The 19,514-nt window shown below is 73.2% G+C and carries 21 protein-coding genes; 9 read left to right on the top strand and 12 right to left on the bottom strand.

What is annotated here, in order from left to right:
• The coding region (locus B9O00_RS29575; protein WP_200808705.1) for a transposase at positions 1-186 on the top strand (186 nt) is incomplete at its 5' end.
• 75 nt (positions 187-261) lie between these two features.
• Here the strand turns inward: B9O00_RS29575 and B9O00_RS29570 are convergent.
• Together B9O00_RS29570 and B9O00_RS29565 are read right to left on the bottom strand one after the other, a co-directional pair.
• Positions 262-996, bottom strand: a complete 735-nt coding sequence (locus tag B9O00_RS29570) for a 4'-phosphopantetheinyl transferase family protein (RefSeq protein WP_085126592.1) — start codon at positions 994-996, stop codon at positions 262-264.
• A 57-nt stretch (positions 997-1,053) separates the two neighbouring features.
• A complete protein-coding gene (locus tag B9O00_RS29565; RefSeq protein WP_085126589.1) occupies positions 1,054-1,650 on the bottom strand; it encodes a hypothetical protein in 597 nt (198 codons plus the stop codon).
• A gap of 263 nt (positions 1,651-1,913) precedes the next feature.
• Between B9O00_RS29565 and acsA the strand changes: the two genes are divergently transcribed.
• Genes acsA through B9O00_RS29540 form a run of 5 tightly spaced genes read left to right on the top strand, consistent with a single transcriptional unit; the run spans position 1,914 to position 7,172 of the window.
• Positions 1,914-3,686 (top strand): acetate--CoA ligase, encoded by a 1,773-nt coding sequence (acsA, locus tag B9O00_RS29560; RefSeq protein ID WP_085126587.1) that lies wholly within the window; start codon positions 1,914-1,916, stop codon positions 3,684-3,686.
• Positions 3,683-4,720 (top strand): pyruvate dehydrogenase (acetyl-transferring) E1 component subunit alpha, encoded by a 1,038-nt coding sequence (gene pdhA / locus B9O00_RS29555; protein ID WP_085126585.1) that lies wholly within the window; start codon positions 3,683-3,685, stop codon positions 4,718-4,720. The genes acsA and pdhA overlap by 4 nt, the downstream gene beginning before the upstream one ends.
• Positions 4,717-5,703, top strand: a complete 987-nt coding sequence (locus B9O00_RS29550) for an alpha-ketoacid dehydrogenase subunit beta (protein WP_085126583.1) — start codon at positions 4,717-4,719, stop codon at positions 5,701-5,703. Before pdhA ends, B9O00_RS29550 begins: the two co-directional genes overlap by 4 nt.
• Before the next feature lie 15 nt (positions 5,704-5,718).
• Positions 5,719-6,924 carry a dihydrolipoamide acetyltransferase family protein gene (locus B9O00_RS29545; RefSeq protein ID WP_085126581.1) on the top strand — a complete coding sequence of 402 codons (1,206 nt, stop codon included), beginning with the start codon at positions 5,719-5,721 and terminating at the stop codon, positions 6,922-6,924.
• Positions 6,921-7,172, top strand: coding sequence for an acyl carrier protein (locus B9O00_RS29540; protein ID WP_200808704.1), 252 nt, complete (start codon positions 6,921-6,923; stop codon positions 7,170-7,172). The genes B9O00_RS29545 and B9O00_RS29540 overlap by 4 nt, the downstream gene beginning before the upstream one ends.
• 16 nt (positions 7,173-7,188) lie before the next feature.
• Here the strand turns inward: B9O00_RS29540 and B9O00_RS29535 are convergent, their stop codons facing one another.
• From B9O00_RS29535 to B9O00_RS29520, 4 genes are all read right to left on the bottom strand, one after another.
• Positions 7,189-7,995 carry a fructosamine kinase family protein gene (locus tag B9O00_RS29535; protein WP_085126579.1) on the bottom strand — a complete coding sequence of 269 codons (807 nt, stop codon included), beginning with the start codon at positions 7,993-7,995 and terminating at the stop codon, positions 7,189-7,191.
• Positions 7,996-8,016: 21 nt separating this feature from the next.
• Positions 8,017-8,541 carry a PAS domain-containing protein gene (locus B9O00_RS29530; protein WP_159460372.1) on the bottom strand — a complete coding sequence of 175 codons (525 nt, stop codon included), beginning with the start codon at positions 8,539-8,541 and terminating at the stop codon, positions 8,017-8,019.
• Positions 8,542-8,746: 205 nt separating this feature from the next.
• Positions 8,747-9,190, bottom strand: a complete 444-nt coding sequence (locus tag B9O00_RS29525; protein WP_085126575.1) for a hypothetical protein — start codon at positions 9,188-9,190, stop codon at positions 8,747-8,749.
• Between the two features lie 121 nt (positions 9,191-9,311).
• On the bottom strand, positions 9,312-10,289 hold the full coding sequence (locus B9O00_RS29520; RefSeq protein WP_322111230.1) for a quinone oxidoreductase family protein: 978 nt from the start codon (positions 10,287-10,289) through the stop codon (positions 9,312-9,314).
• 107 nt (positions 10,290-10,396) lie between these two features.
• Here B9O00_RS29520 and B9O00_RS29515 point away from each other — a divergent pair, with 107 nt between their 5' ends.
• The gene (locus B9O00_RS29515; RefSeq protein WP_085126571.1) at positions 10,397-11,278 is read left to right on the top strand and encodes a LysR family transcriptional regulator; all 882 of its coding nucleotides are present in this window, start codon (positions 10,397-10,399) and stop codon (positions 11,276-11,278) included.
• Here the strand turns inward: B9O00_RS29515 and lon are convergent.
• The 4 genes from lon to B9O00_RS29495 form a co-directional block, all read right to left on the bottom strand.
• Positions 11,275-13,713 carry an endopeptidase La gene (gene lon, locus B9O00_RS29510; protein WP_085126569.1) on the bottom strand — a complete coding sequence of 813 codons (2,439 nt, stop codon included), beginning with the start codon at positions 13,711-13,713 and terminating at the stop codon, positions 11,275-11,277. The genes B9O00_RS29515 and lon overlap by 4 nt on opposite strands.
• Before the next feature lie 15 nt (positions 13,714-13,728).
• On the bottom strand, positions 13,729-14,136 hold the full coding sequence (locus tag B9O00_RS29505; RefSeq protein WP_085126567.1) for an Hsp20/alpha crystallin family protein: 408 nt from the start codon (positions 14,134-14,136) through the stop codon (positions 13,729-13,731).
• 177 nt (positions 14,137-14,313) lie between these two features.
• Positions 14,314-15,624 (bottom strand): methyl-accepting chemotaxis protein, encoded by a 1,311-nt coding sequence (locus B9O00_RS29500; RefSeq protein WP_085126565.1) that lies wholly within the window; start codon positions 15,622-15,624, stop codon positions 14,314-14,316.
• The gene (locus B9O00_RS29495; RefSeq protein WP_085126563.1) at positions 15,599-16,123 is read right to left on the bottom strand and encodes a PAS domain-containing protein; all 525 of its coding nucleotides are present in this window, start codon (positions 16,121-16,123) and stop codon (positions 15,599-15,601) included. Before B9O00_RS29495 ends, B9O00_RS29500 begins: the two co-directional genes overlap by 26 nt.
• 252 nt (positions 16,124-16,375) lie before the next feature.
• Here B9O00_RS29495 and B9O00_RS29490 point away from each other — a divergent pair, with 252 nt between their 5' ends.
• The gene (locus B9O00_RS29490; protein WP_085126561.1) at positions 16,376-16,963 is read left to right on the top strand and encodes a chalcone isomerase family protein; all 588 of its coding nucleotides are present in this window, start codon (positions 16,376-16,378) and stop codon (positions 16,961-16,963) included.
• Between the two features lie 116 nt (positions 16,964-17,079).
• On the top strand, positions 17,080-17,694 hold the full coding sequence (locus B9O00_RS29485; protein WP_085126559.1) for a DUF1523 family protein: 615 nt from the start codon (positions 17,080-17,082) through the stop codon (positions 17,692-17,694).
• A gap of 18 nt (positions 17,695-17,712) precedes the next feature.
• Here B9O00_RS29485 and B9O00_RS29480 read toward each other — a convergent pair whose 3' ends face one another.
• Both B9O00_RS29480 and B9O00_RS29475 read right to left on the bottom strand, forming a co-directional pair.
• Positions 17,713-18,387 (bottom strand): c-type cytochrome, encoded by a 675-nt coding sequence (locus B9O00_RS29480; protein WP_200808703.1) that lies wholly within the window; start codon positions 18,385-18,387, stop codon positions 17,713-17,715.
• An 87-nt stretch (positions 18,388-18,474) separates the two neighbouring features.
• On the bottom strand, positions 18,475-19,512 hold the full coding sequence (locus B9O00_RS29475; RefSeq protein WP_085126555.1) for a histidine kinase dimerization/phosphoacceptor domain -containing protein: 1,038 nt from the start codon (positions 19,510-19,512) through the stop codon (positions 18,475-18,477).
• Between the last annotated feature and the right edge of the window lie 2 nt (positions 19,513-19,514).

Genomic DNA, 19,514 nt, shown 5'->3' with positions numbered 1-19,514 from the left:
CGCGCCGGCCGGCGCAGCCGATACCGCCTCAGGAAGCAGGTCGTCGAGCCGGTGTTCGGCCAGATCAAGGCGGCCAGGGGCTTCCGCCAGTTCCTGTTGCGCGGATACGCCAAGGTCCGTCACGAGTGGGCCCTCGTCTGCACCGTCCACAACCTCGCAAAGCTCCTCATCGCACGCACCGCCTGACCACCAGACATGCACCGCTCGACAAGCCACCACCCCCAGCCGCCCAAACCGCCGCGCCTTTAGCCGGACAGGCTCCTAGCCGGCCAGGGCCAGCAGCGCGTCGAGCCCGGCCGGGCGCGCCGTCACCTCCAGCGGCGCCTCCGCCGGCTGCCGCACGCCGAGCGCGGCGACGTGGGCCGGCCCCGGCCGGAAGCGCTGGAACTGCCAGCTCGCGGGGTCGTCCTCGATCGGCGGCACGAAGGAGACGGCGAGCGGGTCGAGGGTGAAGGCGAAGGCGTCGAGCGGCAGCGACAGGCCCTTGCCGACCGCCTTGATGTAGGCCTCCTTCAGCGTCCAGAAGGCGAAGAAGGTGTCGGTCGCCTCGGCCGCCGGCCGCGAGAGGAGGTAGGCGCATTCCGCCGGCGCGAAGTAGCGGCCGGCGATGTTGAGGATGGCGTTGTCGCGCTCCAGCCACTCGACGTCGACCCCGACCTCGCGCCCCAGGGTCACCGCCACGGCGGCAAGGCCGCGGGTGTGCGAGATGTTGACCCGCAGCGGCGGCTCGCCGGGCCGGCGGATCGCCTCGGGCTTGCCGTGCTCGCCGACCTCGAAGCGCCAGTCCTGGGGCGCGCGGCCGGTCAGCTCGGAAAGCGTGCCGCGCAGCAGGGCGTGGGCGGCGGTGTAGACCTGCCGGTCGCGCTCGAAGTGGAAGCGGTCGGCGCGCGCCCGCTCGGCCTCGTCGAGCAGCCGGCGCAGCTTGGGCCAGTCCGCCTCGCCGATCGGCTCGGTCGGCAGCCAGAGCAGCAGGACCTCGTTCTCTCGCAGCATCATCGCCGGCGCAGCATAGAGCGCCCGGCCCGCGAGTGAAGCCCGTCCCGCGCGGCGCCCTCAGCGCAGCGTCTCGAGGGCCGGCAGCACGACGCCGGTGGCGAGCTGCTTGGCGGCCTTGGTCTCGGCGGCCCGCTCCTCGGCGTCGACCTGGTCGCTCGGCCCCGGCGGGATGTGGAAGTTCGCGTGGACGCTCAGCACCAGGTAGACGCCGTGGTCCAGGACGTGGAGCTGGCCCGGCGCCGGCAGCCAGAAGGCGGCCTCGCCGACCCCGGCGATGTCCTCGACCCCCGGCGGGGTCGCGCCCTGGGCCTCGCGGTTGCGATGGAAGTACTGCTCGGGCGACGCGAAGTAGCTGCCCTGCTGGGCGAACACGACGGCGTCGTAGAGCTCCAGCGAGGCGCCGTAGGCGCCGCCGACCTGATCGGGGGAGGCCACCGTGTCGTAGCTGCAGATCGTGCCCGGCGAGAAGCCGACCTCCTGGTCGTGCCGCTGCACGACCTTGCCGCCCAGCACCTGCTCGGCCTCGGCCTGGGTGAAGAGCGCGCAGGGATCGAGCGCGGTCTCTCCTGCGGCCCGGCCGGCGGCGATCCCGCCGCCCGCGGTCGCCAGCAGCGCCGCTGCGAGGCTCGCGCGAAGGTGTCTCGACGGCAGCATGATCCGGCCCTCCCTCTCGGAGCGGTCCCAGGCGGCGCGGCCGGCCGTCCGGCATCCCCGAAGCCCCCCGGATCCCGGGCGCCACCAGTATCGATGGCAAGGCCGGACCCGTCGACGCGCCGTCCGGCGGCGAGCCGGAGACGAATCGTCACAGCCGATGGTGGCACGGCCGGGCCGCATCCGGCCCTTTGACTCAAGTCATATCCGGCGGGCGCCCGCCGGCTCAGGCTGCCGGCATGCCAGAACAACGGAACGCGCCGGTCATGGATTTCGCGACGATCGAGAAGAACGCGTCCGCCCTCCGGCCGCGTCCGAACCTGACCAACTACCGCGCGACCCGCCGCGTCTTCTCCTACGAGGCGGTGCGCCGGGAGCTCGGATGGCAGCCCGGCGGCGACTTCAACATCGCCTTCCTGGCCCTGGAGCGGCAGATCGACCGCGGCCTCGGCGACAAGCTGGCGCTGCGCTGGCTCGGCCGCGACGGCAGCCAGCGCGACTTCACCTATGCCGCGCTCGACGCCGAGGCCAACCGCTTCGCCAACCTGCTGCGCGGGCTCGGCGTCGGCCGCGGCGAGCGGGTCTTCGCCCTCGCCCACCGCACGCCGGCGCTCTATGCCGCCGCCCTCGGCACGCTCAAGGCCGGCGCCGTCTTCTGCCCGCTGTTCTCGCAGTTCGGGCCGGAGCCGATCCGCGCGCGCATGGAGATCGGCGACGCCGCCCTGCTGCTGACCTCGGAGACGCTCTATCGCCGCAAGGTCGAGCCCTGGCGCCGCGAGCTCCCCGGCCTGCGCCACGTCCTGTTGACCGACGCCGAAGCCGACGCCTCCACCGGGGCCGGGGCCACGATCGCGCTGGCGCCGGCCCTGGCCGCCCAGCCCGACGCCTTCGCCTGCGCCGACACCGGCCCCGAGGACATGGCCCTGCTGCACTTCACCAGCGGCACGACCGGCAAGCCGAAGGGCGTGATCCACGTCCACGACGCCGCGACCCACCACTACGCGACCGGACGCTTCGCCCTCGACCTGCACGCCGACGACGTCTTCTGGTGCACCGCCGATCCCGGCTGGGTCACCGGCACCAGCTACGGCATCCTGGCGCCGCTGCTGCACGGCGTGACGATGATCGTCGACGAGGCCGAGTTCGAGGCCGAGCGCTGGTACGGCATCCTGCAGGACCAGAAGGTCACGGTCTGGTACACAGCGCCGACGGCGATCCGCATGCTGATGAGGCTCGGCGCCGAGGTCGCCGCCGGCTACGACCTGAGCGCCCTGCGCTTCCCGGCCAGCGTCGGCGAGCCGCTCAATCCCGAGGCCGTGGTCTGGGGCAAGGAGGTGCTCGGCACCCCCTTCCACGACAACTGGTGGCAGACCGAGACCGGCGGCATCATGATCGCCAACTTCGCCGCGCTGCCGGTCCGGCCCGGCTCGATGGGCCTGCCCCTGCCCGGCATCGAGGCCGGCATCGTCGAGCGCGGCGAGGACGGCAGCGTCACCGAGATCGCCGAGCCCGACCGCCCCGGCGAGCTGGCGCTCAGGCCCGGCTGGCCCTCGATGATGCGCGGCTACCTGCACGAGGAGGCGCGCTACGAGAAGGCCTTCGCCGGCGGCTGGTACCTGACCGGCGACCTGGCCCGGCGCGACGCCGACGGCTACTACTGGTTCGTCGGCCGGGCCGACGACATGATCAAGACCTCCGGCCACCTGATCGGCCCCTTCGAGGTCGAGAGCGCGCTGATGGAGCACCCGGCCGTCTCGGAGGCCGCGGTGATCGGCCTGCCGGACCCGGTCGCCGGCGAGGTGGTCAAGGCCTTCGTCGCCCTCAAGCCCGGCTTCGCCGCCGGCGACGCCCTCGCGAAGGAGCTGCTCGGCCACGCCCGCAAGCGCCTCGGCGCCGCCGTCGCGCCACGCGAGATCGCCTTCCGCAGCGACCTGCCGAAGACCCGCAGCGGCAAGATCCTGCGCCGGCTGCTCAAGGCCCGCGAGCTGGGCCTCGAGGCCGGCGACACCTCCACCCTGGAAAGCGACGAGAAACGGTGACCGACATAGCCCCACCGGGCTCCCCGGCGCCTGCCGAGGATCCCCGCGCCCCGCGGCCGCACCTCTCGCGCGGCCACCTGCTCGAGCTGCTGCACCAGATGCTGCGCATCCGCCGCTTCGAGGACCGCTGCGCCGAGCTCTACAGCTACGAGAAGATCCGCGGCTTCCTGCATCTCTACGACGGCGAGGAGGCGGTCGCGGTCGGCGCGATGCGCGCCCTGGCGCCGGAGGACGCGGTCGTCGCGACCTACCGCGAGCACGGCCACGCCCTGGCCCGCGGCGTGCCGATGCCGGCGGTCATGGCCGAGATGTACGGCAAGCGGGAGGGCTGCAGCCGCGGCCGCGGCGGCTCGATGCACCTCTTCGACAGAGCGCACCGCTTCTACGGCGGCAACGCCATCGTCGGCGGCGGCCTGCCGCTCGCCGCCGGCTTGGCCCTGGCCCACAAGATGCGCGGCGAGCCAGCCCTCGTCGCCTGCTTCTTCGGCGAGGGCGCCTCCGCCGAGGGCACCTTCCACGAGAGCCTGAACCTGGCGGCCCTGTGGAAGCTGCCGGTGCTCTTCGTCTGCGAGAACAACCGCTACGCCATGGGAACGGCGCTGCGCTACGAGGAATCGGAGCCGCAGATCGCCCGCAAGGCCGCGAGCTACAACCTGACCGCGGTCACGGTCGACGGCATGGACGTCGTCGCCGTGGAGGCCGCGGCGCGCGACGCGGCAACGGCGATCCGCCATGGCGACGGCCCGCGCTTCATCGAGGCCGAGACCTACCGCTTCCGCGCCCACTCGATGTTCGACGCCCAGCTCTACCGCGACAAGGAGGAGGTCGAGAGCTGGCGCGCCAAGGGCCCGATCCGGCGCTTCCGCACCTGGCTGGAGGAGTCCGGCCTGCTGCACCCGCAGGACCTCGCCGGGATCGAGGCCGCCATCGAGGCCGAGATCGAGGAGGCGGTGCGCTTCGCCGAGGCCGGCGGCTGGGAGCCGGTCGGGGAGCTCGAGCGCTTCGTCTACAGCGAGGGGGCGGCCGCGTCATGAGCCAGCCCGTCGAGACGACCTACCGCGAGTGCGTCAAGCAGGCGATCCGCGAGGCCATGATCAGGGACCAGCGGGTCTTCCTGATGGGCGAGGACGTCGGCCACTACGGCGGCTGCTACGCCGTCTCCAAGGGCCTGCTCGCCGAGTTCGGCGAGGAGCGGATCCGCGACACGCCGCTGTCGGAGAACGCCTTCACCGGCATCGGCATCGGCGCCGCCCTGGGCGGCCTGCGGCCGATCGTCGAGATCATGACGGTCAACTTCAGCTTCCTGGCGCTCGACCAGATCATCAACAACGCGGCGACCCTGCTGCACATGTCGGGCGGCGCCTTCAACGTGCCGCTGGTGATCCGCATGGCGACCGGGGCCGGCCGCCAGCTCGCCGCCCAGCACTCGCACTCGATGGAGGGCTGGTACGCCCACATCCCCGGCCTCAAGGTGCTGACCCCGGCGACCCTGGAGGATGCCCGCGGCATGCTCTGGACGGCGCTGGAGGATCCCGACCCGGTGCTGATCTTCGAGCACGTCATGCTCTACAACCGCTCGGGCACGCTGGCCGCCGACGCCGGCCCGGTCGACATCGCCAAGGCCGCGGTGCGCCGCGAGGGCAGCGACGTCTCGCTGCTGACCTACGGCGGCGCGCTCTACAAGACCCTGGAGGCCGCCGACAAGCTGGCCGAGGAGGGCATCGCCGCCGAGGTCGTCGACCTGCGCGTGCTGCGCCCGCTCGACACCGCCACGATCGTCGCGAGCGTCGCCAGGACGCGACGCGCCGTCGTGATCGACGAGGGCTGGCGCTCCGGCGGCGTCTCGGCCGAGATCGCCGCGCGGATCATGGAGCAGGCCTTCTGGGAGCTCGATGCGCCGGTCGAGCGAGTCTGCGGCCTCGAGGTGCCGATCCCCTACGCCGCGCACCTGGAGCAGGCCGCCCTGCCCCAGGTCGAGGGCATCGTCGCGGCGGCGCGGCGCAGCCTGGGCCGCTGACGGACCGCGACGCCGATGGCCGACATCCTCATGCCCTCGCTCGGCGCCGACATGGAGAGCGGCCGGCTCGCCGAGTGGCTGATCAAGCCGGGCGACAGCGTCGCCCACGGCGACGTCATCGCCGTCGTCGAGACCCAGAAGGGCGCCATCGAGATCGAGGCCTTCGACAGCGGCAGGGTCGCCAGCCTGGAGATCGCCGAGGGCGAGGAGGTGCCGGTCGGCACGGTGATCGCCCGCCTGGGCGCACCGGGCGAGGCGACCGCGGCCGCTCCCGCGTCGGCCCCCAGCGCGCCGCCGCCGGCCGCCCCCGCGCCAGCTCCTTCGGCTCCCGCCCCGACGCCCGTCGCCGCGCCTTCCCCGGCCCCGGCCGGACCGCGCCGGCGGGTCTCGCCGGCGGCACGCCGGCTCGCCGAGACGCTCGGCGTCGATCTCGCCGGGGTCGAGGGGCGCGGGCCGCAGGGTGCGGTGGTCAGCAGCGACGTGCGCCGCGCCGCCGAGACGACCCGGGCCGCGGCGCCGGCGGCAACCCAGCAGCCGGCCCGGCGCCGCGGCCTCGACCTCGAGGAGATGCGCAAGGCGATCGCCGCCGCGATGGCGCGCTCCAAGCGCGAGATCCCGCACTACTACCTCGCGACCCGGGTCGACCTGCAGGCGGCGAGCGACTGGCTGGCCCGGCGCAACGCCGAGCGGCCGCCCGAGGCCCGGCTGCTGATCTCCGTGCTGTTCCTCAAGGCCACGGCCCTGGCCCTGCGCGACCACGGCGCCTTCAACGGCACCTACGAGGAAGGCGCGTTCCGGCCCGGCAGCGGCGTCCATGTCGGCAGCGCCGTGGCGATCCGCGGCGGCGGCCTGATCGCGCCGGCGATCCACGAGGTCGACCACCTGGACCTCGATGCCCTGATGGCGAAGCTGCGCGACCTGGTCGAGCGGGTGCGCCGCGGCGGCCTGCGCTCCTCCGAGCTGACCGACCCGACGATCACCGTCTCCAGCCTGGGCGAGCGCGGCGTCGAGAGCCTGTTCGGCGTGATCTATCCGCCCCAGGTCGCCCTGCTCGGCTTCGGCCGGGTGTCCGACCAGGTCGTCGCGCTCGACGGCGCGCCGGCGGTGCGGCCGACGGTCGAGCTGTCGCTCGCCGCCGACCACAGGGTCACCGACGGCCACCGCGGCGGCCTGTTCCTGCGCCGCATCGCCGACCTTCTGCAGGAGCCCGAACAGCTATGAGCCTGACCGAACAGCAGATCCGCACCGCCGTGCTGGAGGAGCTCGGCAACGTCGCGCCGGACGCCGAGCTCGACGGCCTCGACCCGTCGGAGGATCTGCGCGACGCCCTGGACATCGACTCGATGGATCACCTCAACCTGATGATCGCCCTGCACAAGCGGCTCGGCATCGAGATCCCGGAGCGCGACTACCCGAAGCTGCTGACTGTCGACGCCGCCGTCGCCTACCTGCTGGCCCGGGCCGGCTGAGGCAGGCGCCCGCCCGTCAGGAGCCGAGCGTCTCGAGCAGCCGCTCGACCAGCGGCCGGTAGCCGGCGCCGAACAGCCGCAGGTGCACCAGGGCCGGCCAGAGGCGATAGATCGCCAGGCGCTCCTGCTGGCCCGGCGGCAGCGCGCCGTAGGTCTCGAAGAAGGCCGGGCCCGGCCGGCCGAACAGGCCGAGCATGGCGACGTCGACCTCGCCGTGGCCGTGGTAGCAGGCGGGATCGATCAGGTCACTGACCCGGTTCCCCTCGACCAGCACGTTGCCGCCCCAGAGATCGCCGTGCAGCAGAGCCGGCGGCGGCCGGCGCGGCAGCCGGTCTGCCAGGCCCCCGGCCAGCGCCTCCAGGCGCCGCCCCAGCGCCGCCGGCAGGTCCGCGACATCGGCCAGCAGCCGCCGCTCGGCCCAGAAGGCCGGCCAGTCGTCGCTCCAGCCGTTCGGGATCGCGACCGGTCCGAAGGCGTAGTCCTCGGTCCAGCCGTAGCGCCCGGCCGTCGCCCCGTGGAGGCGGGCGAGGACCGTGCCGAGCGCGGCCCAGGCGCCGTCCAGGCTGCCGCCGGCCGGCAGGAGCTCGAGCACCAGGACCGTCCCGTCGACCGCCAGCACGGCCGGGGCCGGCGCGCCCGCGGCAGCGAGGGCTTCGAGCATCCGGGCCTCGCGGCGCGGTGCCGGGCCGGACTTGACGACGGCGCTGCGCCCGTCGTCGAGCCGGATCCGGAGAATCTGCGAGAGATCGCCGCCGGGCAGCGGCTCCACGGACTTCAGGCTGCCACCGAGCAGCGCGGCGGCCGCCTCCGCGAGCCCGGTCACGGTGCGGGGCTCCGGGGACGGTCAGGGCTGGAGCAGCTTCTCCTCATCGAACTCCCGCTCGATCGGCATGATCACCCGCGGCAGCTCCTTGCGGAACGAGAAGGTCTGGGCCGAGAGCACGCGGTCGACCTTGCGGCCGTCGTCCGACAGGGGCAGCATCAGCCGCTCCGTGGAGATCGCCCGGCCATGGTACGAGCCGACCGAGTAGATCGGCCGCCGGGTGCGAACGAGCTGCGCGTAGAGACCGACCATGTAGGCGCGATACTCGCCGGTCGACAGCTCGTCGACGAAGAAGCCGCCCATCTTCCGGCCGAAGGTCGCTTCGACCTCGGTGCCGCAGAGCCGGAAGCGGTAGCGCTGCTGCGCCCCCTCGCCGACGACCTCGGCGAGCAGGATGAAGGGCAGCACGCGTCTCGGCAGCTCGAGCACGTCGACTTCCGCATAGGCGGGCCCGATGCGGCCCCGGCGCAGCTCGTCCCAGTACCTGTAGAGTTCGCGCAGCCGAGGATCCTCGATGCTGTCGACGAAGGTCGCCTGTGCCGCCATCTGCCGTCGGGGAGCCTGTTGCATCGGGAAGAGCGCAGCGCGGCGGAGGTGAATCTCCGCCGGCCTCCGAATGAACATAGGCGGCGTAGGGATTCTTTGCCAGTGCGAGCACTCGCTTTCCGTGCATCGCGGACCGGCCGCGTCGAAGCGGCGCGCTCGCGCACCTTCCCGCGACCGACTTTCGTCGCCGGCTCGCCCGGGGCTGCTAGGGCAGCTGCGCCGTGCCGCGTCGCAGCGCCAGGGCCTGGCGCGCGCTCAGACGGTCGCGGGGACCGGACTCGGCCAGCAGGGACGTCGCGGCCTCGCCGCAGGTCAGGTTGAGCGAGCGGTCCTCGGCGCTGTCGAGACCGGCGACGTCGCCGGGGCGAAGGGTGAGGCGCAGGCGGACCGGAGAGGCCGGCGCGGGATCGCCGGCCTCGTTCCGCTCGGCGACCATCAGCGTGACCCGGCAGGTCGCGGCCTGCTCGAGAAAGTATCCGCTCACCTGCTTCGAGCCGAGGTCGTAGCCGATGGCCTGGAGCGGCCGGAACACGGCCCGGAACCCGGTCGGCTCCACGAAGCCGACCGGGCCGACCGGAACCCCGGTCAGGAGCGCCAGGGCGGCCGCTCCGGCGAGCGCCGAGACGCGGAACGAAATGCTGGACGGCATGCGGCTTCCTCCCGGCAGGATCTCGCGCGGTCTCACGCGTCGGCGGATTGCCGGGGGGAAGCCTGCCGCGGGGCCCGTGACGGCCGCGTGACCGGGGCGTGATTCCGCGCCGGGCCGGGAGTCACGGAATCAGCAGCAGGCTGCCGACCGTCCGGCCGGCCTCCAGGTCGGCCTGCGCGCGGGCCGCTTCCGCCAGCGGGTACTCGGCGCCGATCTCCGGCACGATGCCCTCGCGGAGTGCCGCGAAAAGCGCCGCGGCCGCAGCCGGATAGGCCTCGGGATCGGCCGAATAGGCCATCACGCTCGGCCTGGACAGCCTGCGCGAGCCGATCTGCTCGATGCGCAGCGGTGGAACCGGCCCGGCCGCCTGCCCGACGTTCGCGACCGTGCCGAACGGCCGCACGCAGCCCAGGACCTTCAGCAGGCCCGCGCCGCCGACCCCGTCGACCGCGAAGTCGACGCCCCGGCCGCCGGTCAGGGCGGCGACCTCGGCCGGCAGGTCGACGTCGCGGCCGACGATCACCGCCCCGGCCCCGGCCCGCTCGGCGAGCGCCGCCTTCGCCGGCGAGCCGACCGTGCCGATGACCCGCGCGCCGAGCCGGCTCGCCCAGCGCACCAGCAGCGCGCCGAGCCCGCCCGCCGCAGCCAGCACCAGCAGCGTCGTGTCCGGGCCGACGGGATGGACGCGGGTCAGCAGCATGTGGGCGGTCAGGCCGCGCAGCATCGCGGCGGCCGCGAGCCGCGCCGCTATCCCCTCGGGCAGCGGCACCGCCCGTGCCGCCGGCAACAGGCGCGTCGCCGCATAGGCGCCGACCGGCGCACCGCAGTAGGCGACCCGCTGGCCGGGGGCGAGCGCCGCGACGCCCGGGCCGACCGCCTCGACGACCCCGGCGCCTTCGACGCCGAGCACGGCCGGCAGGCCCGGCAGCGGGTAGAGCCCGGTGCGATGGTAGATGTCGAGGAAGTTGACGCCGATCGCGTCGTGGCGGATCCGGATCTCGCCCGGGCCGGGCTCCTGCGGCGCGCAGGGCAGCACCTCCAGCCGCTCGACGCCGCCGGGGCCGGTCATTCTCACCATGCAGTCCATCGCTCGCTCCATCGCTCGGTTCTCTGTGGGGGCCAGGCGATCCTCCGCGATGGTCGACTGTCGGAAAATTCCCTAATATCGACCAGATACTGTGAGATTTTTCACGGATGAGGAAGCGGATGGCCGACTGGGAGAACCTGCGGCACTTCCTGGCCCTGGCGCAGGACGGCTCGCTCAGCGCCGCGGCCCGCCGGCTCGGCGTCGAGCACGCCACGGTCGCGCGCCGGGTCGCGGCCCTGGAGGCCGAGCTGTCGGTCAAGCTGGTCGACCGGCGCGGCCGCCGGCTGGCCCTGACCGCCGACGGCGAGCGGATCGCCGGCCTCGCCGGCGGCATGGAGCGGGAGGCGCAGGCGGTCGAGCGCGCGGCTGCCGGCGCGCGCAGCGCGCTGGCCGGCCTGGTCACGCTGAGCGCCCCGCCGGCGCTCGCCGCGCGCCGGCTCGCCGGTCCCCTCGCCGACCTGCAGGCGCGCCATCCGGCCCTGCGGCTGAAGATCCTCGGCGAATCGCGGCGCGCCCTGCTCGACCGCCGCGAGGCCGACCTCGCGGTCCGCCTCGGCCGGCCCGAGGCCGGCGAACTGACCATCGTCAAGCTCGGCGAGACGGCCTTCCGGCTCTACGGCGCGCCGGCCTATCTGGCGGCGACGCCGCCGGCCGACTGGCGCCTCATCGGCTACGACGAGACGATGGAGGACTCGCCCCAGCAGCAGGCCCTGCTGCGCCTCGCCGCCGGCCGCCCGCTGGCCCTCAGGGCCAGCACGGCGGAGATCCAGCTCGCCGCGGTCCGGGCCGGCGGCGGCGTCGCGCTCCTGGCCGACTTCATGGCCGAGGGCGAGGCCGGCCTCGCCCCGGCACCGACGGGCGCGGCGGAGCCCCTGCCGGTCCGCGGCATCTGGCTCGCCCTGCACAGCGATCTCCGGAACGCGGCGCCGATCCGCGCGGTCGTCGACTGCCTCCGCTCGGCGCTGAAGCCGGCCGGGCCCGAGGACGCCAGGACCGTCTAGGCGCCGGCCGCTGCCTTCTGGGTCTCCGCCGTCTCGGGCTCCAGGGCCGCCTCGATCGCCTCGTCGATGCGCTCCAGCCAGACGAACTCCAGGCGCTTGCGGGCGTCCTCGGGGATGTCGTCGTAGTCGCGCCGGTTGCGCGCCGGCAGCAACACCCGGGTGACGCCGGCACGGGCGGCGGCGGCGACCTTCTCCTTGATGCCGCCGACCGGCAGCACCAGGCCGCGCAGCGAGATCTCGCCGGTCATCGCGGTGTCGCTGCGCACCGTGCGGCCGGTCAGCACCGAGACCAGGGCGACGGTCATGGCGACGCCCGCGCTCGGGCCGTCCTTCGGCGTGGCGCCGGCCGGCACGTGGACGTGGATGTCGCTCTTCTCGAAGGTCTCCTGGGCGATGCCGAGCGCCGCGGCGCGGCTCTTGACCAGGCTGAGCGCGGCCTGGGCGCTCTCGCGCATGACCTCGCCGAGCTGGCCGGTCAGGGTCAGCTTGCCGCTGCCCGGGCTGCGCGTCGCCTCGATGAACAGGATGTCGCCGCCGACCGGCGTCCAGGCGAGGCCGGTCGCCACGCCCGGCAGGCTGACGCGCATCGCGACCTCGTCCTCGAAGCGGCGCGGGCCGAGCAGCTCGGCGAGGTCCTCCAGGCCGATCGTGACCCGGGCCTGCTTGCCCTCCGCGATCTCGACGGCGACGTGGCGCAGCGCCCGGCCGATCTCGCGCTCCAGGTTGCGCACGCCGGCCTCGCGGGTGTAGCCGCGGATGATCTCGGCCAGGGCGGCGTCGTCGATCTCGATCTGCTCCGGCTTCAGGCCGTTGGCCTCGAGCTGCCGGCGGACCAGGTAGCGGCGGGCGATCTGCAGCTTCTCGCTGTCGGTGTAGCCCGACAGGCTGATCACCTCCATGCGGTCGCGCAACGGCCCCGGAATGGTCTCCAGCAGGTTCGCCGTGGCAATGAAGACGACGCGCGACAGGTCGTAGGGCACGGCCAGGTAGTTGTCGCGGAAGGTGCCGTTCTGCTCGGGGTCCAGGACCTCCAGCATCGCCGAGGAGGGATCGCCCTGGATGCCGGAGCCCATCTTGTCGATCTCGTCGAGCATCATCACGCAGTCGCGGGCGCCGGCCTTGCGGATCGCCTGGACGATGTTGCCCGGCAGCGCCCCCAGGTAGGTCCGGCGGTGGCCGCGGATCTCGGCCTCGTCGTGGACGCCGCCCAGGCTGACGCGGACGAACTTGCGGCCCATGGCGCGGGCGATCGACTGGCCGAGCGAGGTCTTGCCGACGCCCGGCGGGCCGACGAAGCAGAGGATCGGCGCCTTGCCCTGGGGCGCCAGCTTGCGCACCGCCAGGTACTCCAGGATGCGCCGCTTGATCTTGTCGAGGCCGAAGTGGTCCTCGTCGAGGATGCGGCGGGCCTCGGCGATCTCGATCGGCGGCTCCTCGGGCAGCCTCCAGGGCAGCTCGATCAGCCAGTCGAGGTAGGTGCGGATCATGCCGTACTCGGCGGAAGCGTCGGGCATGCGCTCCAGCCGGCGCAGCTCCTTCCTGGCCGCCTGCTCGACCTCCTCGGGCATCCCGGCTGCCTCGATCGCCCTGGTCAGCTCGGCGACCTCCTCGGCCTTGCCGTCGCCCTCGCCGAGCTGGCGCTGGATCGCCGCCATCTGCTCGCGCAGCAGCACCTCACGCTGCCGCTCGTCGAGCGAGGCCTTGGTCTGGCGCCCGATCTCCCGGGACAGCTTCAGGACCTCGATGCGCTCGGACAGCAGGCGGGCGACCCGGTCCATGCGGGTCGAGAGATCGAGGGTCTCCAGGATCTCCTGCTTCTCGTCGGGAGTCGCGTCCATGTAGGCCGCGACCATGTCGGTCAGCACCGCCGCCGAGCTCGCCGTGGCGATCGCCTGGGCCAGTTCCTGCGGCAGCTGGGGCAGCAGCTCCAGGGCCTCGCCGGCCTGGTTCTTCAGGTTGACGAAGCGCGCCTCGATCTCGGGCGTGCGCAGCTCCTGCTCCTCGATGGACCGCACGCTGGCCGCCAGGAACGGCTGCTGCCGGACGAAGTCCTCGATCTGGAAGCGCTGCTCGCCTTGGCAGATCAGGTGGTGGCTGCCGTCCGGCGCCGTCACGTAGCGCAGGATGTTGGCGATGGTGCCCATGCGGTGCAGGTTGCCGGGCGTCGCCTCCGGCTCCTCCGCATCGCGCTGCATCAGGACGCCGACCGGCCGGCCCTGACGCACCGCCTCCTGCGCGGCGGCGATCGATCCGGGGCGGCCGACGGCGATCGGCATGACGACGCCGGGAAACAGCACGAGGCTGCGCACCGGCAGGATGATCAGGGCGTCTTCGGGCAGCGCGACCGCGGCTTGCGCGGCGGCTCCGGCGGCGGCCTCGCCGGCGGGCGGCGCGCCGGTCTCGGCGGCGAAGAGGGGAGCGTGAGAGCGGATCATGGCGGTGGCTCCCGGTCAGGCGAGCTTGCGCAGGACAACGACGAGGCAGCCGTTGACCATCGAGGGATGGCCGACCTCGTAGCGGCCGGCCGGCAGGGCCAGCTGGCGCTCGAAGCGGCCCTGGGGCAGCTCCAGCCGGTGGATCGTCGCGGTCCTGAGCTGCGGCGGCAGCACCCGCTCGCCGGCGATCAGCAGGCGACCGTCCTCGATGCGCAGCGAGATCGCCTCGGGATCGACGCCTGGCAGCGCCGCCAGGACCAGGAGCTCGCGCTCCGTCTCCAGCATGTCGACCGGGGGCTCCCAGCAGCGCGGCCGCGCCTGGCCCGGCGCCGGCCGGAACAGCTCGCGATGGAGCCGTTCGGCGCGTGCCAGCATCTCGACGGCGTCGGACCACATCCAGGTCCGTGGATCCGGCTTGCTCATGCCCGGGTTCTCCGCAACAGGCGGTTGGAATGCCTCCCTCAATTGGGAAGCCCGGGCCCGTCGAACCAGGGGAGCGGCCGAGCCGGCGCCCATCGCAGCGTTGTGACACGCGGCGCGGGGCCGACGAAATGATCCAGGACAGCCCGACCCGGCCGGCAGCCGGCGGTCGGCCGGGACTCAGGCCGCGCGGCTCTCCTGCAGGTAGCGGGCGACCTCCCGGCTCAGGGTCCGGGCCTGCTCGGCCAGCTGGCCGGCGGCAGCCTCGACCTGCCGGGCGGCCTGGTCGGTCTCGGTCGCCGACCGGGAGACCTGGGCAGTATTGTGAGCGACCTCGCCGGTCGCACTGGAGGCCGCCTGGACGTTGCGCGAGATCTCGGTGGTCGCCGAGGCCTGCTGCTGCACCGCCGTCGCGATCGTGCCGGTGACGCTGCCGACCTCGCCGATCGAGGCGACGATCGCCTGGATCGCCCGCACGGCATTCTCCGTGGCCCCGCGGATCGCGGCGACCTGCTCCTGGATCCGCTGGGTCGCCTGGCCGGTCTGGCTGGCCAGCGACTTGACCTCGCCGGCGACCACGGCGAAGCCCTTGCCGGCCTCGCCGGCGCGCGCCGCCTCGATCGTCGCGTTGAGCGCCAGCAGGTTGGTCTGCTCCGCGATCTCCTGGATCAGCGTCACGACGCTGCCGATCTCGCCGGCCGCGGCCGAGAGCGTCTCGACCAGGCGGTTCGCCGTGTCGGCCTCGCTGCTGGCGACGCTGGACTTGCGGCTGGCATCCTCGACCTGCCGGCTGATCTCTGCGATCGAGGAGGACAGCTCCTCGGCCGCCGCGGCGACGCTGCCGACGTTGTCGGAGGCGGCCTGGGTGGTCGCCGCGACGCTGGCGGTCAGGCTGGTGGTCGAGCCGGCGAGACGCGCCAGGTCGCCGGAGGTCGACTGCATCTGCGTCGAGGCCGAGGCGACGCTGTCGACGACCGCGCCGACGTTGCGCTCGAAGGCCTCGGTCAGGGCGTCCAGCCGGGCGACCCGGGCCTCCATGCTGGCCGCCGCCTCGTTGATCCGCCCGGCGCTGGCCAGGAAGTGACCCTGCAGGCCCTCGGGCCGCACGATGCGGTAGTAGACGCCGCCGGCCACCGCCTGCATCGCGGCCCCGGCCTCGCGCACGAAGGCGTCGGTGACGTCGGCGCTGCGGTTGATCGAGAGCAGCAGCCGGCCCAGGACGCCGCGGTCCCGGATGTGCAGGATCCGCCGCTCGAACTCGCCGCGCGCGATGGCGTCGCAGACCTCGGCGCCCTCGCGCAGCCGGCGTGAGACCTGCTGCAGCTTGCCGAGGGCCAGGACCGCCAGGACGGCGGCGAGGCCGCCCAGCGCGGTGCCGGCCCACGGCGCCCAGGCCATCGGCAGCTGCGGCGCGGCGGCGGCGGCCACGGCGACGACTGCGGCGCCGGCCGAGAACCAGCGGACCCTAGAGAGAGAACAGGAAACGATCATAGCTCACGCCCTTCTTGGCCAGCAGGTCGATGAAGTGGGCATAGGCCTCCTGCATGCCCTCCTTGCGGCTCGAGGGCGCATCCTCGATCGCCTTGAGCTCGCGGTAGAGCCCGGCCGCCGCCGCGACCGCTTCGGGACGCGGCTTGCGGCGGTTCGAGTGGTAGCCGACGATGTTGCCCTTGGCGTCGAGGGTCGGCGTGACGTGCGCCAGGACCCAGTAGTGGTCGCCGTTCTTCGCCAGGTTGATCACGTAGGCGAAGATCTCGCCCTTCGCCTCGATCGTGTCCCACAGCAGCTTGAACACGCAGCGCGGCATGTCGGGATGACGGATGATGCTGTGCGGCGCCCCGAGCAGCTCCTCCTCCGTGAAACCGGCGATCCGCCGGAAGACGTCGTTGCAGTAGGTGATACGGCCCTTGAGGTCGGTCTTCGAGACGATCAGCTCGCCCTCGCGAAATAGGGATTCCCGACCCGTCGGTCGGACGGCGTATTTCGACATCGCTCTCTCCAGCGCTTCGCTTCGCGGGGTAAGCTAGCGACGGAGACGGTAAAGAAAGCCTAACCGCCGCAACTTTTGATCTCCGTCAATCGCACCCGCGGCGGAACGCCGCGCGGGGCCTGCGCGTTGATCGAGCGAGGCCCGCGCGAGACGGCCGCGCGGGCGACCGGCGACAGCCCCTGCCCGGCCCCCTTTTCCCCCTGCCCGCCCACCTCGTTCGAGCCCCTTTTCCGGGGCGGAGGAGGAGCGACGATGCCTCGACTGCTGCCATCGCTGCTGGCCCTCGCGCTGCTCGCCGGAGCCGGCGCCTGGAGTCCCGCCGGCGCCGCGGCGCCGGACCGGCTCGCGCTCGCCGGCGGCCCCCTGGCGCGCGCCGGCGAGGCCGTGCGCAGCCTGCTGTGGATCGATCTCTACCGCGTCACCCTCTACCTGCCGGAGTCGCGCCGCCCGGCGCCTCCGCTCGACCAGCCGGACCTGGCCAAGGCGTTCCGCGTCGAGGTGCTCTACGACGGCGACCTGCCCGACCGCATTCCCGCGGACTGGGCCGACAAGCTGTTGCCGGCCCTGGAGCCGGCCGACCGCCTGCGCCTGAAGCGCAGCTACCGGGGCCTGTCGGCCGGCGACGAGCTGCTGTTCAGCTTCTTTCCCGGCCGCGGCACACTGATGGAGGTCGACGGCCGGCCGGTGATCGCGACCCGCGACGATCGCTTCATGAAGGCGATCGTCGCGCTGTTCGCCGGCCCCGACGCGACCTCGTCGCAGGTCCGCGAAGCCCTGCTGCGGAGCGCCAGTCCGCTGCTGGCGACGCAGCGCGACCGCGCGGCCGGCCACGCGCGCTGACCGCGACCTCCGGATCCCGTCGCCGCACCGGCGTCGATCCGGCCGGCAAGGAGGTCGCGCCGCACCGGCATCCATCCTAGATTAGGGAGGCCTGTCCCGTTCCTGCCTGGGGTGCCATGCGCTTCGTCAAGCCGATCCTCGTCCTGCTGCTGCTGCTCGTCGTCGGCGGCTTCCTGCAATTCTACCTGCCCTCGAAGGACGTCGTCCGGATCGTCGGCACCGACATCAAGCGCGTCGACGTCGCCGGGCGCAGCGGCCAGCCGGAGACCGCCGACACGACCCGCGACGTGCGCTTCATCAACGCGGTCTGGCCCGACGGCGGCCCGCGCGTCTACCGCAACGAGGAGACCGGCTGGGGCTTCCCCTGGTACTTCAAGTTCGACAGCGGCAACCTGCAGGCCGAGGCGCAGAACCTGGTCTCGGGCAGCGACAAGCCGAAATGGGTGCTGGTCACCCACTACGGCTGGCGTATCCCCGTGCTCTCGATGTTCCCCAACGCCGTCGCGCTGCGCCAGGTCGACAGTGCCGACTACAGCACGATCCCCTGGTTCAATATCGTCTTCCTGCTGATCCTGCTCTTCGTGATCTGGCAGATCTGGCGCTTCGTCGCACGCTTCCGCGCCGAGCGCGTCGAGCCCTTCATCGACCGCCTGGACGACGAGGCCGACGAGCTCGTCGACGACGCCAACGGATTCTTCCGCCGCCTGCGCGACCGCTTCGACCGCCCCTGAGGCGGGGCGCGGCGCCGCTCAGTTGCGCGGGCTGCCCATCATCCCGCCGCCCATCGAACCGCCGCCCATCATGCCGCCGCGGGCGCCGCTCCTCGATTCGTCGCGGTCCTTCTCCCCCTTGGCATCGTCGTCGTCCATCAGCGCGCGAACAGCCTGCGGCACGTCGGACAGCGAGAACTGCGCCTGCTGCGTCCGGTCATGGAGAAAGGCTGTGATGTCGGCGAGCTGCTGGCCGGTGAACTCGATCTGACCGCCCAGCTCCTCCTGCTGCATCATGATCATCGCCGGGGCGCCCCGCCACATCCGCGCGGCCAGGTCGAAGGGGTTCATGTGCGGCGGCATGGTGTCGGCATCGAGCCGCGGCGCATCGGTGCCGCCGACGCCGTTCACCGAATGGCAGACGACGCAGCCCTTGCTGGCGAAGAGCCGTCGCCCCGCCCTGGGGTCGAGCTTCGGCAGCTCGAGGTTCGGCTCGCCTGGCATCGTCGCCGCCTGGGCCGCGAGCGCCGGCCCCTGCGGCGGCGCGCCGGCGAGCAACGCGACGGCGGCGAAGGAGACGAGCGCCGCGGTCCCCAACAGGGCGCAGGAACGGCGGAGCCGGCGATTCGTGAGTGAGGTCATGGCGAAGGCCCCCGAAATGCTGGAGAGCCATCGACCTGCGACCGGCGGTCCGGCGACGATGGCTCGGAGCATTGTGGCCGGACAGGAAGCCATTCTCGACCTGCGGAGCGCCGCCTGTCGTTGACGCAGATCAGGCGCCGCCGGGCCGTCCTTCGAGGCCTAGAGCGTGAAGGCCAGAAAGACGCGCGTGCCGCGCTCGCGCTCGGCGTAGCACACGACGCCGCCGAGATTGCTCGCCATGGCCCTGACGATGCGGCTGCCGAGGCCGGTGCCCTGGACCCTGCCCTCGCCGTTCCAGCCGACACCGTCGTCCTCGACGCTGAGCTCCGCGCGGCCGGGGCCGAGCGCGCGGAAGCCGATCCGGACCTCGCCCGTCTCCGTGCCCGGATAGGCGTACTTAAAGGCGTTGGTCACCAGCTCGGTCAGCAGCACGCCGATCGAGACGGCCTTGTCGGTGGCGACGGCGAGGTTCTCGACCTCCAGGCGCACCGCGGCGCCGTGGCCGGCCGAGCGCATCGAGGCCTCGAGGTCCTCGATCAGGCTCCTGAGGTAGCCGCCGAGCTCGACGATCCGCACGTCCTCCGAGGTGTAGAGCCGGCGGTGAATGCCGGCGATGGCCAGGATCCTCGCCTGGGTCTCGGACAGGGCGTCGCGCGCCGCCGGCTGGGTGACGGCCTTGGCCTGCATCGAGACCAGGGCCGCGACCAGGGCCAGGCTGTTGGAGACCCGGTGGTTGACCTCGCCGAGCAGCAGCTCGGCGCGCTCGCGGGCCTCGCGCATCTCGCGCTCGGCGCGCTCCTTCTCGCGCATCAGGCGGGCCGCGTCGATCGCCTGGTCGACGGCGCTGCCGAGCAGCTCCAGGAACTCCTCGCTGGCCGCCTTCGGCACGTAGTCGCAGGCGCCGGCCTTGAGCGCCGCGACCGCCACGGCAGTCTCGGCCGAGCCGGTGACGTAGACCACCGGCGGGCGCGCCGGCACCTCGCCGAGCCGGGCCAGCACGTCGAGGCCGGTGCCGGTCGGCAGGTAGTGGTCGAGGGCGATGACGTCGATGCCGCCGGCGTCGAGCCGCGCCAGGCCGCTCTCGGCGCTGTCGGCGTGCTCCACGGCATAGCCGCGGCGGGCGAGCGTCTTCTGCACCAGGCGCGCCAGCGCCGGGTCGTCGTCGATGTAGAGGACTCGGAAGCCCTGGTACGGCATGG

The sequence above is a fragment of the Tistlia consotensis USBA 355 genome, from assembly GCF_900177295.1.
GTDB lineage: Bacteria > Pseudomonadota > Alphaproteobacteria > Kiloniellales > DSM-21159 > Tistlia > Tistlia consotensis.
Note: the sequence above shows the minus strand (reverse complement) of the source record. Positions and strands in the feature narration are given on the sequence as shown.

Bases quoted from the DNA above. Each gene is read 5' to 3' on its own strand.
- B9O00_RS29570 (WP_085126592.1), bottom strand. From the start codon at position 996: ATGATGCTGCGAGAGAACGAGGTCCTGCTGCTCTGGCTGCCGACCGAG.
- B9O00_RS29565 (WP_085126589.1), bottom strand. From the start codon at position 1,650: ATGCTGCCGTCGAGACACCTTCGCGCGAGCCTCGCAGCGGCGCTGCTG.
- acsA (WP_085126587.1), top strand. From the start codon at position 1,914: ATGGATTTCGCGACGATCGAGAAGAACGCGTCCGCCCTCCGGCCGCGT.
- B9O00_RS29550 (WP_085126583.1), top strand. From the start codon at position 4,717: ATGAGCCAGCCCGTCGAGACGACCTACCGCGAGTGCGTCAAGCAGGCG.
- B9O00_RS29545 (WP_085126581.1), top strand. From the start codon at position 5,719: ATGGCCGACATCCTCATGCCCTCGCTCGGCGCCGACATGGAGAGCGGC.
- B9O00_RS29540 (WP_200808704.1), top strand. From the start codon at position 6,921: ATGAGCCTGACCGAACAGCAGATCCGCACCGCCGTGCTGGAGGAGCTC.
- B9O00_RS29530 (WP_159460372.1), bottom strand. From the start codon at position 8,541: ATGGCGGCACAGGCGACCTTCGTCGACAGCATCGAGGATCCTCGGCTG.
- B9O00_RS29525 (WP_085126575.1), bottom strand. From the start codon at position 9,190: ATGCCGTCCAGCATTTCGTTCCGCGTCTCGGCGCTCGCCGGAGCGGCC.
- B9O00_RS29520 (WP_322111230.1), bottom strand. From the start codon at position 10,289: ATGGAGCGAGCGATGGACTGCATGGTGAGAATGACCGGCCCCGGCGGC.
- B9O00_RS29515 (WP_085126571.1), top strand. From the start codon at position 10,397: ATGGCCGACTGGGAGAACCTGCGGCACTTCCTGGCCCTGGCGCAGGAC.
- lon (WP_085126569.1), bottom strand. From the start codon at position 13,713: ATGATCCGCTCTCACGCTCCCCTCTTCGCCGCCGAGACCGGCGCGCCG.
- B9O00_RS29505 (WP_085126567.1), bottom strand. From the start codon at position 14,136: ATGAGCAAGCCGGATCCACGGACCTGGATGTGGTCCGACGCCGTCGAG.
- B9O00_RS29500 (WP_085126565.1), bottom strand. From the start codon at position 15,624: ATGATCGTTTCCTGTTCTCTCTCTAGGGTCCGCTGGTTCTCGGCCGGC.
- B9O00_RS29495 (WP_085126563.1), bottom strand. From the start codon at position 16,123: ATGTCGAAATACGCCGTCCGACCGACGGGTCGGGAATCCCTATTTCGC.
- B9O00_RS29490 (WP_085126561.1), top strand. From the start codon at position 16,376: ATGCCTCGACTGCTGCCATCGCTGCTGGCCCTCGCGCTGCTCGCCGGA.
- B9O00_RS29485 (WP_085126559.1), top strand. From the start codon at position 17,080: ATGCGCTTCGTCAAGCCGATCCTCGTCCTGCTGCTGCTGCTCGTCGTC.
- B9O00_RS29480 (WP_200808703.1), bottom strand. From the start codon at position 18,387: ATGCTCCGAGCCATCGTCGCCGGACCGCCGGTCGCAGGTCGATGGCTC.
- B9O00_RS29475 (WP_085126555.1), bottom strand. From the start codon at position 19,512: ATGCCGTACCAGGGCTTCCGAGTCCTCTACATCGACGACGACCCGGCG.